Origin of the sequence: Amycolatopsis sp. MEPSY49 (assembly GCF_051337345.1) — a bacterium.
Lineage (GTDB): Bacteria > Actinomycetota > Actinomycetes > Mycobacteriales > Pseudonocardiaceae > Amycolatopsis.
Genome location: NZ_JBDLYJ010000004.1, coordinates 144165 through 161125, shown reverse-complemented (window position 1 = coordinate 161125; position 16961 = coordinate 144165). Strand labels below are relative to the sequence as shown.

General features: G+C 72.1%; 12 protein-coding genes. 10 read left to right on the top strand and 2 right to left on the bottom strand.

Annotated elements, in window-relative coordinates; all coding sequences use genetic code 11:
• The first annotated feature begins 74 nt into the window (after positions 1-74).
• The 7 genes from ABFJ78_RS20215 to ABFJ78_RS20185 all read left to right on the top strand — a co-directional run bounded on the left by ABFJ78_RS20215 (position 75) and on the right by ABFJ78_RS20185 (position 12774).
• Positions 75-860: an AraC family transcriptional regulator gene (locus tag ABFJ78_RS20215; protein WP_436387923.1), complete on the top strand. Its 786-nt coding sequence runs from the start codon at positions 75-77 to the stop codon at positions 858-860.
• 76 nt (positions 861-936) lie between these two features.
• On the top strand, positions 937-2523 hold the full coding sequence (locus ABFJ78_RS20210; RefSeq protein WP_436387922.1) for an AMP-binding protein: 1587 nt from the start codon (positions 937-939) through the stop codon (positions 2521-2523).
• A 38-nt stretch (positions 2524-2561) separates the two neighbouring features.
• Positions 2562-3449 (top strand): amidohydrolase family protein, encoded by an 888-nt coding sequence (locus ABFJ78_RS20205; RefSeq protein ID WP_436387921.1) that lies wholly within the window; start codon positions 2562-2564, stop codon positions 3447-3449.
• Positions 3449-4264 carry an SDR family oxidoreductase gene (locus ABFJ78_RS20200; protein ID WP_436387920.1) on the top strand — a complete coding sequence of 272 codons (816 nt, stop codon included), beginning with the start codon at positions 3449-3451 and terminating at the stop codon, positions 4262-4264. Before ABFJ78_RS20205 ends, ABFJ78_RS20200 begins: the two co-directional genes overlap by 1 nt.
• Positions 4264-5283: an LLM class F420-dependent oxidoreductase gene (locus ABFJ78_RS20195; protein WP_436387919.1), complete on the top strand. Its 1020-nt coding sequence runs from the start codon at positions 4264-4266 to the stop codon at positions 5281-5283. The genes ABFJ78_RS20200 and ABFJ78_RS20195 overlap by 1 nt, the downstream gene beginning before the upstream one ends.
• Entirely contained in the window at positions 5283-6365 is a 1083-nt protein-coding gene (locus tag ABFJ78_RS20190; protein ID WP_436387918.1) for a fumarylacetoacetate hydrolase family protein, read from the top strand. The genes ABFJ78_RS20195 and ABFJ78_RS20190 overlap by 1 nt, the downstream gene beginning before the upstream one ends.
• A gap of 94 nt (positions 6366-6459) precedes the next feature.
• Positions 6460-12774: an SDR family NAD(P)-dependent oxidoreductase gene (locus ABFJ78_RS20185; RefSeq protein WP_436387917.1), complete on the top strand. Its 6315-nt coding sequence runs from the start codon at positions 6460-6462 to the stop codon at positions 12772-12774.
• A gap of 10 nt (positions 12775-12784) precedes the next feature.
• On the opposite strand, the gene ABFJ78_RS20180 is transcribed toward ABFJ78_RS20185, so the two are convergent.
• The gene (locus ABFJ78_RS20180) at positions 12785-13756 is read right to left on the bottom strand and encodes a cupin domain-containing protein (protein WP_436387916.1); all 972 of its coding nucleotides are present in this window, start codon (positions 13754-13756) and stop codon (positions 12785-12787) included.
• An 84-nt stretch (positions 13757-13840) separates the two neighbouring features.
• Between ABFJ78_RS20180 and ABFJ78_RS20175 the strand changes: the two genes are divergently transcribed.
• Both ABFJ78_RS20175 and ABFJ78_RS20170 read left to right on the top strand, forming a co-directional pair.
• Entirely contained in the window at positions 13841-14845 is a 1005-nt protein-coding gene (locus ABFJ78_RS20175) for a zinc-dependent alcohol dehydrogenase family protein (protein ID WP_436387915.1), read from the top strand.
• 58 nt (positions 14846-14903) lie between these two features.
• The gene (locus ABFJ78_RS20170; RefSeq protein WP_436387914.1) at positions 14904-15047 is read left to right on the top strand and encodes a hypothetical protein; all 144 of its coding nucleotides are present in this window, start codon (positions 14904-14906) and stop codon (positions 15045-15047) included.
• On the opposite strand, the gene ABFJ78_RS20165 is transcribed toward ABFJ78_RS20170, so the two are convergent.
• Positions 15044-15946: a LysR family transcriptional regulator gene (locus ABFJ78_RS20165; RefSeq protein WP_436387913.1), complete on the bottom strand. Its 903-nt coding sequence runs from the start codon at positions 15944-15946 to the stop codon at positions 15044-15046. The genes ABFJ78_RS20170 and ABFJ78_RS20165 overlap by 4 nt on opposite strands.
• A gap of 51 nt (positions 15947-15997) precedes the next feature.
• Here ABFJ78_RS20165 and ABFJ78_RS20160 point away from each other — a divergent pair, with 51 nt between their 5' ends.
• Positions 15998-16768: an SDR family oxidoreductase gene (locus ABFJ78_RS20160; protein WP_436387912.1), complete on the top strand. Its 771-nt coding sequence runs from the start codon at positions 15998-16000 to the stop codon at positions 16766-16768.
• Positions 16769-16961 lie beyond the last annotated feature (193 nt).

Below are 16961 nucleotides of genomic sequence, written 5' to 3'. Positions count from 1 at the left end.
GCGGCACCAGGCGTACCACCGGTAACACGCCAGGTTCTTCCGATAACCCGCCAATCGCGGGTAGCCTCGATCGCGTGTCCGACCCCAGCGGCGAGCCGAGCTTCTGCACCGACGACGCGCCGTTGTCGGCGGCGCTGGCCCACGGCGCGGACGTGGCCGCGCACTTCCACGACTACGGCCAGCTCCGCTACGCCGCGCGTGGGGCCCTGGTCACCGCGACCGAGGTGGGCACCTGGGTGGCGCCGGCCAGCCGGATCATGTGGGTGCCGCCCTTCGCGGTGCACAGCAGCAAGGCGTACGGCGAGACGGACATCCGGGTGCTGTCACTGCCCGTGACGCTGACCGGACAGCTGCCGGCCGAGCCGTCGGTCTTCGTGGCGAGCGCGTTGCTGCGCGAAGCCTATCTGGCGCTGATGAGCGAGGGCGAGCCGCTGGAGAGCCCCCGCGCGCGGCTGCTGATCGACGTCGTACTCGCCGAGCTCGCCCGCGCCGAACAGGAGCCGTTGCGCCTCCCGGAGCCGAGGGACCGGCGGCTCAAGGCGGTCACCGACCTGCTCCACGGGGACCCGGCAAGCCCGGCGACCCTGGCCGAGCTGGGCCACCGCACCGGTGCCAGCGAACGCACCCTGAGCCGGCTGTTCGGCAGCGAGCTGTCGATGAGCTTCCACCAGTGGCGCACCCTGCTGCGCACCCAACGGGCGCTGATCGAGCTCGGCGACGGTGCCTCGGTCACCGACACGGCGATCCGGCTGGGCTGGTCGAACCCCAGCAGCTTCATCGACGCCTTCACCGAGCTGGTCGGTCAGACACCCGGCCGCTATCGCTCGTCGGCTCGGTCCTCCCGCACCTCCCAGGGGTGAGAGGTCGGCGGGTTAGCCGTATTTCCTGGCGGAACACCGGTGGCAGCCCCATGGTGCGGGAGCCGACGCTGCAAGGGTGACTCCCTCCGCCACCACCCAGAGCTCCTCGCCGGCGTCGGCGGCCTCGGCCGGTGCGACGCTGAGCGACCTCATCGTCCAGTCGCTGACGCGGCACAGCTCGTCGGAGGCGTTCGTCGCGGGCGCCCGGCGACTGACCTACGCCCAGGTGCGGGACCTGGTCTCGCAGTACATGGGTGCGCTCGGCCGGCGTGGCGTCGGCCTGGGGGTGGGCGTCACCATGCTCAGCCCGAACATGCCCGAGTCCTGGATCGTGCAGGCCGCGACGTACCTCCTCGGAGGGCGCTTCACGGGACTCCAGGCCCTGGCCTCGGTGCAGGACCACATCATGGTCTGCGAGGACGCCGAGGCAACGGTGCTCGTGGTGTCGGCGCCTCTCGAGGAACACGGCCGGCAGATCCTCGACCAGGTCGACTCGTTGCGCCATCTGCTGGTGGTGCCGGCCGGCGGGGGCCTGCCCGAGGGCGAGTCCTACGCCGCGCGAGCGCTCGATGCGGGGCCGGCCACCGAGTCCGACGTCGCGTGGCTGCAGTACACCGGCGGCACGACCGGCCGGCCCAAGGGCGTGATGCTGCCGCACCGGGCGATGGCGCAGCTGGCGCTCTCGCACCTGGTGGACTTCGAGCAGCCGCAGCTGCCGCGCTACCTGGCCGCGGCGCCGCTCACCCACGCCACCGTGCTCAGCGTCGTCCCGACCCTGCTGCGCGGCGGGACGGTCGTCGTCGAGCAGGGCTTCGAGCCCGGCCGCTTCCTCGACGTGATCGAGGCGGAGCGCGTCAACTGCTTCATGGGGATGCCGACGATGATCTACGCGCTGCTCGACCACGCCCGGCCGGAGACCAGGGACCTGTCGAGCCTCGAGGTGGTCTGGTACGCCACCGGGCCGATGTCGCCGGTGCGGCTGGCCGAGGCGCGCGAGCGCATCGGGCCGGTCTTCTCCCAGCTCTACGGCCAGACCGAGTCGACCGGCCTCGGGACCGTGCTGCCCAAGGCCGCTCACGAGACCGCTGACCTCGAGCGGCTCGGGTCCTGCGGCCGGCCGGTCCTCGGCAACCGCATCCGGCTGGTCGACGACGACGGCCACGACGTGCCCGTGGGCGAGGTCGGCGAGATCGTCATGCGCAACCGCGGCGTCATGCTCGGCTACCGGAACCTGCCCGAACAGACCGGCGAGGCACTCAAGGACGGCTGGCTCCACACCGGCGACCTCGCTCGCCAGGACGACGAGGGCCTGCTCTACATCGTCGACCGCAAGAAGGACATGATCATCTCCGGCGGCTTCAACATCTACGCCAGCGAGGTCGAGGCGGCCCTGACCGGCCATCCGTCGGTGAGCTCGGCCGCGGTCATCGGCGTACCCGACGAGCGGTGGGGCGAGATCGTCACCGCGTTCGTGGTGGCCCGCTCGGGGCAGGAGATCGACGGGCCCGCGCTCCAGGACTTCGTCAAGCGGGCCAAGGGCTCGATGTACGCGCCCAAGCAGGTCGTGGTCGTCGACTCGCTGCCCCAGACGGCGGTCGGGAAGGTCGACAAGAAGGCACTGCGAGCCCCCTATTGGCGCGACTCGACGCGCAACATCCACTGACAGAGCAACCCCGCGATATCAAGGAAAGGCGCTCGGCGTTGAGCACAGACACGACCCCCCGCCTGATCGACTTCCACTCCCACTGGGGCACCGAACGAGGGTGGCGAGGCAGTCCGTATGAGACCGCGGCGGACCGCGAAGCGCTGCGGGGCTACTTCAAGTGGGGCATGAACTTCGTCAGCGACGAGGAGCAGGCCGAGCAGTTCCGTGCGGCGAACGCCCGGGTGATGCTGGACTTCGCCTTCACCTACAAGCTGGAGGCCGGCGCCGTCCGGGAGCAGCACGACTACGCCTTCGATTTCGCGCGCCGGCACCCCGACGTCGTCCTCGGCCACTGGATCGGCATCGATCCCACGCAGCCGGCCCACGTCAAGGAGCTGGTGCGCTGCCTCGGCGACGGACCCGGGCTGATCGGGCTGGCGGTGCACTCGTTCACCCCGGCCGGCGCGCCGGACGAGCCGGGCTGGGAGGCCTGCCTGAACCTGTGCCGTGAGGCCGGCCGTCCCGTCTTGGTGCACGTCGGGATGTCGGCGACCGGCGCCGGCACCCGCGGCGGTATGGGCATCACCCTGGAGGGCAGCCACCCGCGGTACGTCGACCGGGTGGCCGCGCGCCACCCCGACCTCAACGTGATCGCGGGCCGGGTGGCCTGGCCCTGGCAGGCGGAGATGATCGCGACGGCCCTGCACAAGGGGAACGTCTGGATGGAGCTCCACGGCTGGTCCCCGCGCTACTTCCCCGACGAGCTCAAGCGTGAGATCGGGAAGCGGCTGCGCAAGCGCGTGTTCTTCGGCGCCGACTACCCGATGCTCAGCCACGAGCGGCTGGTCGCCGACTGGCGCGAGCAGGGCTATCCCGCTGAAGTCCTCGACGACGTCTTCACGGGCAATGCCGAGGCCTTCCTTGCCGAGATCGGGGTGGCGTGATGGACCTGGGACTGACCGGCAAGGTCGCCATCGTCGGTGGCGGGAGCGACGGGCTCGGCTTCGCGATCGCCGACCGCCTCCTGGCTGAGGGCGCCTACGTCGCCTTCTTCGCACGGCGCGCGGAGAAGGTCGCCGCGGCGGAGAGGCAGCTCGCCGAGCGGTACGGCGAGGAGCGGGTCCTCGGCCTGGCGGCCGACTGCTCGAGCGCCGCGGACCTGGAGGGGGTGACCGCCTCGACAGTGGAGCGCTTCGGGGACGCCGTCCACGTGCTGGTGACCAACGACGGCGGACCACCGATCCGGCGGATCTCCGAGCTCACCGACGAGGTCTGGCTGCAGGCCTTCGAACGGCACTTCTTCTACGTCGTCAGGTCCGTGCGGGCCACGCTGCCGCACATGACGGCCGAGGGCGGCAGCATCCTCAACGTCGTGTCGGCGGTCGCCCGGCGTCCCGCGGTCGGCATGGCCGCGCCGACGACGGTGTGGTCGGCGGTGATCGGCTACGCGCAAACCCTCGCACTCGAGGTCGGCGCGCAGGACATCAGCGTCAACACGCTGCTGGCCGGCTACTTCGACACGTCGCTGCTCGCCAAGACCATCGAGCGTCAGCCCGAGCTGTCCAAGGAGCGGCTGGGGAGCACAGCGCCGCTGGGACGCGTCGGCGCACCCCGGGAGTTCGCGGACCTCGTCGCCACGCTGGTCTCACCGGGCTCGAGGTTCGTGACCGGCACGGTGACCCCGGTCGACGGAGGCGCCAGCGTCGGGCTGGGCGCCAGTTTCGACTCCGCGGCTCCCGCGCCGAAGGGCGTCCGGTAGTGCGGCTGTCGACCATGCTGACCTCCGGCGGCGATCCGCGGGCGGCCGCCGAGCAGGTCGCTGCCTTCGAGGCCGCCGGGCTCGACACGGTGTGGGTCGCGGAGGGCTACGGCTTCGACTCCCCGACGCTGATGGGCTACCTCGCGGCGCGCACCTCGACCGTCGAGATCGGGTCGGCGATCCTCAACGTCTACTCCCGCACGCCGGCCCTGCTCGCCCAGACCGCGGCGGGCCTCGACAGCGTCTCCGGCGGCCGCGCCGTCATCGGCCTGGGTGCCTCCGGACCGCAGGTCGTCGAGGGCTGGCACGGCGTGCCCCACGCCCGGCCCCTCGGTCGGACCAAGGAGGTCGTGGAGATCATGCGCGCCGCCCTGCGCCGTGAGCCGGTCGAGCACGACGGCCCGTCCTTCCGGGTGCCGCTCCCCGGGAGCCCCGGCAGGCCGCTCAAGCTGATGAGCAGGCCGCCGCGTCCCTCGGTCCCGATCTACCTCGCCGCCCTGGGCCCGAAGTCGGTCGAGGGCGCCGCCTCGTACGCCGACGGCTGGCTGCCGTTCCTCTACTCGCCCGAGGACGCCGCTCAGGTGTGGGGCGACGCGCTCGCCGCCGGCGCGGCCGCGCGCTCCGCGGATCTCGCGCCGCTGGAGATCGTGGCCGGTGGCGTGGTGGCCGTCGGAGAAGACGTGAAGGGCGTCCTCGACCTCGTCCGTCCGATGTTCGCCCGCTACATCGGCGGCATGGGCGGTCGCGGCACGAACTTCTACAACGACCTCGTTCGCCGGTACGGCTACGAGGACGAGGCCCGGCGGATCCAGGAGCTCTACCTCGACGGCAAGAAGCGGGAGGCCGAGGCCGCCGTACCGCTCGAGCTGCTGGAACGGGTCAACCTCGTCGGCCCGGCGTCGTACGTCAAGGAACGGATCGAGGCCTTCCGTGAGTCGGGCGTGACCAACCTCCAGGTGACCCCTGTCGGTGACGACGCCCCCGAGCTGGTGCGTCGTCTGAAGGAGTGGAGTACGTAGTGATTCACCACGTGATGTTCTTCTGGTTCCGGAAGGACTCGCCGCAAGCGGAGGTGGAGGAGGTCCTGGCGGGTATCCGGAGTTTCGCCACCATCCCCGCCGTCAGGGACGTCTCGATCAGCGAGAACCGGGGTTTTCCTGAGTCGTCTGCCCCGTTCACCCATGCTGCCATCCTTACGTTCGAAGATTGGGAAGACAAAAACGAATATCTCGGCGACGACCTGCACCAGTCCGTTCGGCGCAAGGCGATGTCCGTGCTCGGCGAGTTGAAGACCATCAGCGTCGACACCGGCCGAGCAGCAGCCCCGAGCCTGGCGGACCTTGCGGCGCACCTCCACGATGCGGAGCTGACCCGCCGCACCATCCCACCGTTGTCAGAGCAAGTCCCGGGGCTGAGCGTCGCGGACGCCTACCGGATCCAGCAGCTGAACGTCTCTCGCCGCCTGCGGGACGGCGGTGTCATCGTCGGTCAGAAGGTCGGCCTGACCTCCGTGGCCATGCAGGAACAACTCGGCGTCGACGAGCCCGACTACGGGGTCCTTTTCGCCGACATGCTCGTGGACGACGGCCAGCCGATCCCGGTATCCGGTCTGATCCAGCCGCGGGTCGAGGCGGAAGTGGCTTTCATCATGGCACGCGAACTGCGCGGACCAGGCGTTACGGAAGCTGACGCGCTCGAAGCGATCGCGGGCGCGCTTCCGGTGATCGAGGTGATCGACAGCCGCATCAGCGCGTGGAAGATCGGCTTGACCGACACGATCGCCGACAACGCGTCTTGCGCGAAGGTTGTCCGCGGTGAAGTCGTGACGCCGATCGCGGAAATTGATCTGCGCACCATCGGAATGGTCCTCACGATCAACGGCGAGGTCGTATCAACGGCGGCCGGAGCTGCCGTGCTCGGGAACCCGATCCGCGGGCTTGTCTGGCTCGCCAACAAGTTGGCCGAGTTCGGAGTTTCCTTGCGGCCGGGTGATCTCGTGCTGGCCGGCGCGCTCCACGCGGCCATTTCGGTGACCGCAGGAATGTCGGTGCACGCCGAGTTCGCGAACATCGGCGGGATCACCGCCGAATTCACTTCCTGACGGTGGCCGGGACGCGGAACGCGCTGCACGAGCGGCCGGGTCACCGTCGGCCGTGATCACCCACGGCCGGCCTGGTTGCGGTATACCCGGTTCAGTGGAAGAAACCCGGACCGAGCTGATCCGCCCGCTGACCGCAGCGCTGTCGTCGCATCCCGGCGGACGGCTCGCGTACTCCGACGACCGGCGAACCCTGACCTATGGGCAGCTCGCGAGCGCCGGCTCCGATCTCGCCGCCGGGCTCGGGGTGGCGCGTGGGGATCGCGTGCTGGTCCTCGTCGGCAGCCGGGTGGAGTTCGCCGTCGCGCTGCTCGCGGTGGTGCGGGCCGCGGCCGTCGGGGTGCCGGTGAGCGTCCGGGCGACCGAGACCGAACTCGCGCACCTCGCCGAGGACTCCGGGGCGACGGTCCTCGTCACCGAAGCCCGCTATGCCGGACTCGCCGCCCGGCTCGGCTTGCGCGTGCTGTTCGTCGAAGACCCGCCGCCGGCGGACGCGGGCACCCTGCGGGACGATCTCGGCCTCGACGAAGCGGCTTGGCTGCTCTACACCTCCGGCACCACCGGCCGGCCGAAGGGCGTTCTGCTCTCGCAGCGAGCCATGCTGTGGTCGACGGCCGCCGCCTACGCTCCGGTCTTCGGGATCGACCGCGACGACACGCTGCTGTGGCCGTTGCCGACACACCACGCCTACGCCCTCTCACTCGCCTTCGTCGCGACCATCGCGCTCGGCTCGCACACCCGGCTCGCCGACGGCCTCACCCCGGACCTGATCACGCGGTACCCGGGCTGTGTGGTCGGCGGCGTTCCCGCTGTCTACCTGCGGCTTCGCCAGGAGGTCGACGGCCGGATCGGCGCACCGCGGTTGTGCCTGTCCGGGGGAGCGCCGTGTACGCCGGCGACCCGGGCGGCGGTCCGGGACCTGTTCGGTGTCCCGGTCGTCGACGGCTACGGCAGCACCGAGACGGGCGGGAAGGTCGCCGTCGAGGTCCCCGGTTCGCCGGGACTGGTGCCGGTGCCCGGCATGGACGTCCGGATCGACGACGGCGAGGTGCTCGTCCGCGGTCCGGGCCTGATGCTCGGCTACCACGGCTGGGCCGGGGCACCGCTGCGCGACGGCTGGTACCGCACGGGGGACGCCGGCCGGTTCGCGGACGGCGAGCTCGTGCTCGAGGGCCGGGTCGACGACGTGATCGTCTGCGGTGGCCAGAACGTCCACCCGACCGAGATCGAGGCGGTGCTGCAGGAGTCACCGTCGGTGCGGGACGTGCTGGTCACCGGGCGGCCCGACGACGTCGTCGGCGAGGTGCCGGTGGCGTTCGTGGTGCCCGGGCCGGACGGGTTCGACGCCGAGGAGCTGCGCCGGCTGTGCCTGAGCCGGCTTTCCCTGCACAAGGTGCCGGTGGCCTACCTCGAGATCGGCGAGATCCCGCGGACGGCGTCGGGCAAGCCGCGGCGGAACGCCTTGGCGAACGCGCCGGAGCGGCCCGACCTGACCGCGCTGGTGCGGGCCGAGCTGGTCACGTTGTGCGGGCACGACGGCGGTGACGGCTGGCGCGATCGGCCGTTCAGCGACCTCGGGCTGTCGTCGCTGGCCGGCGTGCAGTTCCGGTACCGGATCACCGCGCTGACCGGCGTGCCCGTCCCGGCTTCGCTGATCTACGACTTCCCGACGCCGGGCGCGGTGATCGCCGAACTGACGCGCCTCACCTCGGGCGACCAGGAGACGCCGCCGCGAGCGAAGCCGGCGCCGGCCGCCGAACCGGTCGCCATCGTCGCGATGGCCTGCCGGTTCCCCGGCGGGGTGCGCTCGCCGGAGGACCTGTGGCGGCTCGTCGCGAACGAGGTCGACGCGACGAGCGAGTTCCCGGCCGACCGCGGCTGGGACGTGCCCCTCGACCCGGACCCGGACCGCATCGGCGCGTCGGTGACCCGGCGCGGCGGGTTTCTCGACGGCGCCGGGGAGTTCGACGCCGGCCTGTTCGGTATCTCCCCGCGGGAGGCGCTGGCGACCGATCCGCAGCAGCGGCTGCTGCTGGAGACGTCGTGGGAAGCGTTCGAGCGGGCGGGCATCGACGTGACGACGCTGCGCGGCAGCGACACCGGTGTGTTCGTCGGGGTGATGAACGAGGACTACGCGAGCCGGTTCACCGCCGCGCACGAACTCGAGGCGTGGCTGGGCATCGGGTCTTCGCACGCGGTGGCCTCGGGCCGGATCTCCTACACCTTCGGCCTGACCGGGCCGGCGCTCACGGTCGACACGGCTTGTTCGTCGTCGCTCGTCGCGCTGCACCTGGCCGCGAAAGCCCTGCGCGCCGGGGAATGTTCGCTCGCGGTCGCCGGCGGAGCGACGGTGATGGCGACCCCGCGCACATTCCTCGCCTTCAGCCGTCAGCGCGGCCTGTCCCCGGACGGCCGGTGCCGGTCCTACGCCGCCGGCGCGGACGGCACGGCGTGGTCCGAAGGCGCCGGCGTCCTCCTGCTGGAGCGGCTGTCCGACGCCCGCCGGAACGGGCACCCGGTCTTGGCGCTGCTGCGGGGCACGGCCGTGAACGCCGACGGCGCGTCGAACGGGCTGACCGCGCCGAACGGGCGCGCGCAGCAGGCGCTGATCGCGGCGGCGCTCGCGGACGCGGGGCTGGCCGCGGCCGACGTCGACGCCGTCGAAGGCCACGGGACCGGGACCGCGCTGGGCGATCCGATCGAGGCGGAAGCGTTGATCGCGGCGTACGGCCGCGGCCGGGCCGAGCCGCTGCGGCTGGGCTCGGTGAAAGCCAACATCGGACACACCCAGGCCGCCGCCGGGGTCGCGGGCGTGATCAAGATGGTCGCGGCCCTGCAGCACGAGGAACTGCCGCCGTCGTTGTACGCCGACGAGCCGAGCCCGCACGTCGGCTGGGCGGCCGGCGGGGTGGAGCTGCTGGCCGAGGCCCGGCCGTGGCCGCGCGCGGACCGCGTCCGGCGGGCCGGGGTGTCGGCGTTCGGGATCGGCGGCACCAACGCCCACGTGATCCTCGAAGAGGCCGCGGCTCCCGAAGTGCCGGTGCGGAAGGGATTCCCGGCCGTGCCGTGGTTGCTCAGCGCGGCCGACGACGAAGGGCTGCGGCTGGTCGCGGCCGGTCTGGCCGAGACGCCCGACACCGTCGACGTGGCCTACACCCTCGCGAGCCGGACGCCGCTCGCGCACCGGGTGCTGGTGCCCGCGGGGAATCCCGAGGCTCTGCGGGCCGTCGCCGAGGGGCGGGTACCCGGCCGGACCGTCCGCGGCGCGCCACGGCTGGCGGTGTTGTTCAGCGGGCAGGGTGCGCAGCGGGCCGGCATGGGGGAGGAGCTGGCCGAACGGTTTCCCGTGTTCGCCGAGGCATTCGACGAGGCACTCAAGGTGCTCGGTGACGTCGACTTGGGCGGTGCGCTTGACCGCACCGAGCACGCGCAACCCGCGCTGTTCGCCTTCGAAGTCGCGCAATACCGGCTGTTCGAGTCGTGGGGACTGCGACCGGACGTCCTGATCGGACATTCGGTCGGCGAAATCGCCGCCGCACACGTCGCCGGGGTGCTGTCACTCGAAGACGCGGCGACGCTCGTCGCGGCGCGGGGACGGCTCATGGCCGCCTTGCCCGCCGGCGGGGTGATGATCGCCGTCGAAGCCACCGAAGCGGACGTGGCGCCGTGGGCGGACGACGGCGTCGCGATCGCCGCGGTCAACGGCCCGCGTTCGGTGGTCCTCTCCGGGGAGCAGGCGGCGACGACGGCGCTGGCCGCCCGCTTCGGCGGCGGGACGCGCCTGCGCGTCAGCCACGCGTTCCATTCGCCGCTGCTGGAGCCGATGCTCGACGAGTTCCACGAGATCGCCGCCGGATTGCGCCACCACCGGCCGAACCTCCCGCTCGTCTCGTGCGTCACCGGGCGTCTGGTGGACGAGATCGATCCGGGCCACTGGCGGCGGCACGCCCGGGCGACCGTCCGGTTCGCCGACGCGCTCGCCACCGCCGTCGCGGCCGGGCCCGTGGTCGGGCTGGAGATCGGCCCGGCCCCGGTGCTCGGCCGCACGGACGTGCTGCCAGTGGCGCCCGGTTCGATGACGGGCGCGGGCGTGCTGGCCGCGGCGGCCGCGCTGCACACCGCGGGCGTCCGCGTCGACTGGTCCGCTGCCTTCGCGGGCAGCGGCGCCCGCATCACGGCCTTGCCGACGTACCCGTTCAAGCGCACCCGGTACTGGCTCGATCCGCCGGCTCCGGAACCGGCAGGCGGGGACCACGCCGTGCTCGGCCCGGCGCTGGCCGCGCCCGACTCGCCGCGGGTCGTGTTCGGCGGCTCGCTCGGGGTCCGCGGCCGGCGGTGGCTGGCCGACCACGTCGTCGGGGGAGCGGTGCTGGCTCCCGGGACGGCGTTCGTCGAGCTGGCCCTGCACGCCGGCGGGGCCGCCGTCGAGGAGCTCACGATCGAAGCGCCGCTGCGCCTGGACGCGGACGACGTGCACGTCCAGGTCGTCGTGGACGAGCCACGGATCGACGTCTACGCGCGGCGTCCCACTGACGATCGCTGGCGCAAGCACGCCAGTGGACGGCTGCGCCCGCGTGGTCCCGTCCCGGCCGCGTGGGCCGGGGAGTGGCCGCCGGCCGGTGCGGTGGAGGCCGACGTCGCCGAGGCGTATCGCGCGCACGCCTACGGGCCGGCTTTTCAGGCGGTGCAGCGGTTGTGGCGGCGTGCCGACGAGTTCTTCGCGGAGGTGGAGCTGCGCCCGGACGTCGGCGGGCGGTTCGCGCTGCACCCGGTCCTGCTGGACGCGGCCGTGCACGCGGCCGCGCTCGCCGAGGGGCCGGCCGAGCCGCGCGTGCCGTTCCTCTGGAACGGCGTCGAGGTCTACGCGCCCGGGGCCCGCCGGGTGCGGGTGCACGGCGTCCGCCTCGGTGCCGGAACCATCCGGGTCGAGCTGTTCGGCGACGACGGGACCCCGGTGGCCCGGGTCGAGTCGCTGACGACGCGGCCGATGGCGCCGCGTGACACGATGCTCTACCGTCCACAGTGGATTCCGGTCGCGCCGGTGCCGGGGCCGGCGGACGTGGTCGAGGTCGATGCCTCGGCCGGCGACGTGCGGGCGGCGGTGAACCGGGCACTCGCGGTACTCCAAGAGCACGCGGGCGAACGGCTGATCCTCGTCACGAGGAACGCGACCGGCCCGGTGCCCGACCTGGCCGCGGCGGCCGTCTGGGGCCTGGGCTGCGCGGCCGCCGCGGAACACCCCGGCCGGTTCGGCCTGGTCGACCTCGAACCGGGCTTCCCGCTGACCCGCGTGGCCGATCTGGCCGGCGGCAGCGCGGAACCGCAGATCGCCGTCCGCGACGGCGTGCCGCACGTCCTGCGGATCACGCGGGCGGCCCCGTCGGACACGCGGCCGCTCGACACCTCCGGCACGGTGCTGATCACCGGCGGCACCGGCGGGATCGGTGCGGCGCTCGCGCGGCACCTGGTCACCGAGCACGGTGTCCGGCACCTGCTGCTGGCGAGCCGGCGCGGCCCGGCGGCGCCCGGCGCGGACCAGCTGCGGGCGACGCTGAGGGACCTCGGCGCGGACGTGCGGATCGTCGCGGCCGACGTGGCCGATCGGTCCACTGTGGACCGACTGGTCGCTTGCGACCCGCCGCTGACGGCGGTCGTGCACGGCGCGGCCGTGGTCGACGACGGCGTCCTGGCCGCCCAGACACCGGAACGGTTGGACACCGTGCTGCGCCCGAAAGCGGACGCGGCCCTGGTGCTCGACGAGGCGACCCGGCACTTGCCGCTGACGGCGTTCGTCCTGTTCTCCTCGGTCGCGGGCGTGTTCGGCAAAGCCGGGCAGGCGAACTACGCGGCGGCCAACCGGTTCCTGGACGCCTTGGCGTGCCGGCGCCGGGCGGCGGGACTGCCCGCGCTGTCGCTGGCGTGGGGCCTGTGGGAGCTGGGCACGGGCCTCGGCGACCGGATCTCGGAGACGGCCCGGCGGCGGATGCGCGCGTCCGGCGTCGAGGGACTGACCGAGGAGCAGGGGCTGGCGTTGTTCGACGCGGCCCTCGGCTCGGCGGAACCCGTCCTGGTCCCGGTCCGGTTCGATCCGACGGCGTCGCTGGCCCCGCCGACCGGCGGCCGCCCGGTCACGGCACGGGCCCAGTGGCCGGCGAACCCGCGTGGCGCCGAGCTGCGCGAGCTCGTCCGGGTGGAGGTCGCGGCCGTCCTGGGGCACCCGGACCCGGCCGTGATCGCCGACGACCGGCCGTTCCCGGAGCTGGGGTTCGATTCGCTGACGGTGGTGGAGCTGCGTATCCGGCTGACGGAGTCGTCGGGCCTCGACCTGCCGGCGGCGGTGGTCTTCGACGCGCCGACGGTGGCGGAACTGGCGCGGTACCTGGAATCCGCCGGGCGGTCCCTTCGTTCGTGAGCGCGGCCGGTCAGCCCTTGGCGTGCTCCGGCGGGCTCGATGTTTCCCGAGGTGCGGTCACCGCGCGATCGCGCGCCAGCTTCCGCCACGTACCCGGCGTGACGCCTTCCCTGCGAAGGAATACGCGGCTGAGCGCGGTACTGGTGTGGTAACCGACCCGCACGGCGATTTCCTGGACGCTCAAAGAGGTGTCCCGCAGCAGCGTCTTGGTCCGGTACACGCGCCACGACGTGAGGTAGCCCAGTGGCGTGTCACCGGTCTTCTCCTTGAACGAGGCGGCGAACGCCGAGCGCGACATGCCGGCGGTACGCGCGAGCGCTTCGACCGTCCACGGGTGGTCGAGGCGTGCGTGCAGCTCGTGGATGGCGGTGGCCAGCTGGGGATCTCGCAGGGCCGCGAGCCAGCCGATCGTGCCGCTGCCCACGTCACTGCAGCACGCGCGCAACGCTTGGACGAACAGCACGTCGGACAGGCGGCTGGTGACGAAACCCGAGCCCAGGCCGTTCGCCGCGGTCTCCTGGGCGATGAGCTCGAACGTCGTGCGCAGGAGATGACCGGAGGTCGTGCCGGGGCTCAACCGGAACAGCGGCGGCAGGAGCGCGAACAGCGTCTCCGCCGCCACGGCGTCGAAGGTGAACCGCGTGGAGACGATCTCGGTCAGCGCGCCGTCGCCACCGACCTCCGCGCCACGCGGTCCGCGGTCGGCCATGCCGTCGCAGTCGACGAGTACGCGGCCCTGCTCGTCCTGCAGCGCGAACTCGACACCCGCACGGACCAGGAAGCAGTCGCCCGCCGTCAGGTACTGCGGCTCGTCCAGGGCCGCCCCGGTGAGCCAGCACGATCCCCGCGAGATCAACACGAGCCGTGCGAGGTGACGGGCGGGGAAGGAGATCCCCCACGGCGCGCGGGCGGTCACCCGAACGTAGCGCGAGCTCTCGATCTTCATCGTGGCGAGCAGGTCGTCTACCGGGGCCACGGTCATCCGTAGTCACTTCCTGGACGATCGGAAGGATATTACGGACTGAAGGATACAGCCCGTCCAATCAGGGACGCCTACGGTCGACTTGTGGAAACAGAGACAGTGGCGCGGACGTTCCAGGTGCAGACCGACGGCCGGCCGGTCATCGAGAAGAACCGTCCCGTACCCGTTCCGGCGGCAGGTGAAGTGCTGGTGCGGGTTAAGGCCAGCTCGCTCAACGCCCGGGATCTGCCGATCGTCAGCGGACGGTATTCGCGTCCGGTGCCACCCGGACGCATCCCCCTTTCCGACGGTGCCGGCGTCGTCGAAGCACTCGGCGCCGGGGTCTCGCGGTTCCGGGTCGGGGATCGCGTGACGAGCAGCTTCCACCCCAGCTGGCTCTACGGCTCCCTGGACGGGTGGGGTGAGCTCTACGGGGTGCAGCTCGACGGATGGCTGACCGAATACATCGCCGTCCGCGAGCAGAGCCTGGTCCCGGTGCCCGAGCACCTCTCGTTCGAGGAAGCGGCCACACTCCCGTGCGCCGCGCTCACCGCGTGGTCCGCGTTGTCCGGCATCGGCCCGGGTGAAACCGTGCTCCTGCAAGGATCCGGCGGAGTGTCGATCTTCGCGCTGCAGTTCGCGCGCGTGGCCGGCGCGCGAGTGCTGGCCACCACCTCGAGTGCCGAGAAGGCGCAGCGTCTTCGCGCCCTCGGTGCCTCCGACGTCATCGATTACTCCAGCACTCCCGAATGGGGAGCGCGGGTCCGCGAGCTGACCGACGGCCGTGGCGCCGATCTCGTGGTCGAGATCGGCGGAGCCGGAACGATCTCCCAATCGATCACCGCACTCACCCAAGGCGGCCGGATCTCACTCGTCGGCAACCTCGCGGCCGGCGACGGCATGGACCTGACGCAGTTCCTGAACCGCGGCGCGACGCTGCGCACCGTCACCGTCGGCAGCCGCAGTGATTTCGAGCGGATGAACCGGGTCATCGGCCAACACCGGCTGCGGCCCGTCATCGACCGCGTCTTTCCGTTCGCCGAAGCAGCTGACGCGTTCACTTACTTCGCCAAGGGAGCGCACTTCGGCAAGGTCGTCATCCGCCACTGACACTTCCCGCGTCCCTCATCGACCCGGCGACCGGACTTCGAGTCCCGACATCCGGCCGGTGGGCGCCTCTGCGCCGCTCGGTCTCGTCCTCGCTGCCGGCCGCGGCGCGCCGATTGAGGCCGACGAGTTCGACATGATCGCCGTGGGCTGTCCCCTGCCGGCCGACCCGGCGTGGGCCGCCAAGATCCTGACCGGCCTCTAGGCGGCAGGAGCAGGTGCACCGGCCGGCCAGGCGTTCAGGAAGTCGGTGATCAGCGGGTTGGCGTCGTCCACACGGGTGGCCAGGACGACCCGCACCGGCGCTATGCCCTCGATGGGCACGGTGGTCAAGTCGGGGCGCAGCTGCGGCCGCCGGTCGCCGGCGGCCAGGATCAACACCGCGCCCTCCTCGGCGACGAGGTCGAGCTTGTCCTCGAACGATTCGTAGCCGGTCGGCGCGTTCCGGGCCGCGACGCCGTCCGGACGGGGCTCCAGGCGGGCGAAGTCGCTCCACTGCGGGACGGCGCTCGGGCATTCGGGGAGGGCTTCGTCGCGGAGGTCGTCGAAAGCCACCGACTCCTTTCCCGCCAGGCGGTGGCTTTTCGGGACGACCAGGACCCGTGGCTCGGTCCACAGCTCGGTCAGCCGCAGGCGGTCGGCGGGGTAGGGCAGCGGGGCGCGGGCGACCAGGGCGTGCACCCGGCGGTCGGTGAGGGCGTGGGCGTCGTTCCAGGCCACGTGGCGAGTACGGATGTCGACCGTGGGATGCCGACGCCGCAGTCGGCGGACCGCGTGGGTGATCACCAGGTCTTCGACGTACCCGATGGTGAATTCGCGCGGTGCGCCGGCGTCGCGGGCGACGGCCTCGGCTTGCCGGGCGGCCTGAAGCAGCGCCTGCGCCTGGGGCAGAAAAGCGTGACCGGCTTCGGTGAGCCGGCTGCCCTGGGGAGTGCGATCGAACAGGCGCACGCCGAGATGGTGCTCGAGGCGCTGGATCTGACGGCTCAGGGACGGCTGCGCGACGTGCAGCACCGCGGCGGCGCGGGCGAAGTTGGCGTGCTCCGCGACGACCGTGAAGTAGCCGACAAGCCGGAGATCGAGCTCCGATCCGGGAACAGGCACACTTCGACTCTACGCCATACGGCGCAGGCATAACGGGTTGCCGGACAGGTCTTGGACGCCGTCGCCGGACCGGGATTCGATCAAGGCATGGGAAACTACGACGGAAAACGCGCCCTGGTCACCGGCGGCAGCAGCGGAATCGGCCTGTCGATCGCGCGGCTGCTGGCCGCCGGAGGCGCTCGGGTGGTGGTCACGGGACGCGACGAAGCCGCGCTCGAAACGGCGAGCGAGGAGGGGCTGATCGCGGTGCGCAGCGACGTCACCGTGCAAGCCGACGTCGACGCCCTCGCGAGCCGGGTCGAGGAGACGTTGGGTCGGCTGGACGCGGTGTTCTTGAACGCGGGCACCACCGCCATGGTGTCGTTCGAGGCGACGACCGAGCAGGTGTACGACGACATCTTCGCGGCCAACACCAAAGGGCCCTACTTCACGTTGCAGCGACTGATTCCGCTGCTCGCCGAGGGCTGCGGCGTGGTGCTGACCACCTCGGTTTCGAACGGGCTCGGGCAGCCGGACCACAGCGTCTACTCGGCGAGCAAGGCGGCCCTGCGGTCGATGGCGCGGACCTGGGCTCGCGAACTGCTGCCGCGCGGCGTCCGGGTCAACGCCGTGAGCCCCGGGCCGATCGACACGGGCATTCTGCGTAAGACGCTGCCCGGCGAAGTCGCGGAGGAAATGCTGGCGGGATTCGCCGCCCGGATTCCCATGCTGCGCGTCGGGAACCCGGACGAGGTCGCGCGTGCCGCCCTTTTCCTCGCGTTCGACGCGACCTATACCACCGGCGCCGAGCTCGTGGTGGACGGTGGCGGCACCCAGCTGTGACGCCGTCGAACGCTCGCGTGCCGGGGGAGTCGCCGCGGAACGGTGAGCTGCGCGAGGCCGCGGGCGCGTCGATCGGCCGCCCGGCCGCGGACGCGCTGCGCACGGTCATCGGGCGCGGGGTCGATCGCGGCGCTCCGGCCGGGGGTGCAGGAGTCGCTGCCGAACTCGGCGACCCCGTTCGTCTCCTTGATCT